Here is a 626-nt window from a genome sequence, read left to right as displayed (position 1 = left end):
ACCTTGTTACCGGCCTAGCCGATGCTTTCCTTGATTCCGTTCCTTTGGTAGCCATCACAGGTCAGGTTGCCAGCTCTCATATCGGTACCGATGCATTCCAAGAAATGGATGTGATTGGTATGTCTCTCGCCTGTACTAAGCACAGTTATCTTGTTACTGACATTGAAGATCTTGCCCCTACGCTAGCCGAAGCGTTTGAAGTGGCCAAAACGGGTCGTCCGGGCCCGGTCATTGTCGATATTGCGAAAGATGTTCAGCTTGCTCAAGCCCCAACAGAATTACTGCCACCTTACGTTGCACCTGAAATCGAAGACGTCAGCACTGAAGACATCAAACGCGCGCAAGACGTGCTGGCAGCGTCCACTCGCCCGGTATTGTATGTCGGCGGCGGTGTGCAGCTAGCGAAAGCAACAGATGCAGTGAGAGAGTTCTTACGTCTGAACCCGATGCCAGCGGTAAGCACTCTGAAAGGCTTAGGTACGATTGAACGCCATGACCCTCACTACTTAGGCATGTTGGGTATGCACGGCACCAAAGCGGCCAACCTTGTGGTTCAAGAAGCGGATCTATTGATTGTCGTAGGTGCGCGTTTTGATGACCGTGTGACGGGCAAACTCGATACCTTT

General features: G+C 51.8%; 1 protein-coding gene. It reads left to right on the top strand.

Annotated elements, in window-relative coordinates; genetic code table 11:
• Positions 1–626, top strand: a 626-nt coding sequence (locus R8N47_RS26200) for a thiamine pyrophosphate-binding protein (RefSeq protein WP_318186229.1), incomplete at both ends; no start/stop codon positions are given.

The sequence above is a fragment of the Vibrio sp. 2132-1 genome (assembly GCF_033344315.1).
This window is presented reverse-complemented; position numbering and strand designations above follow the sequence as displayed.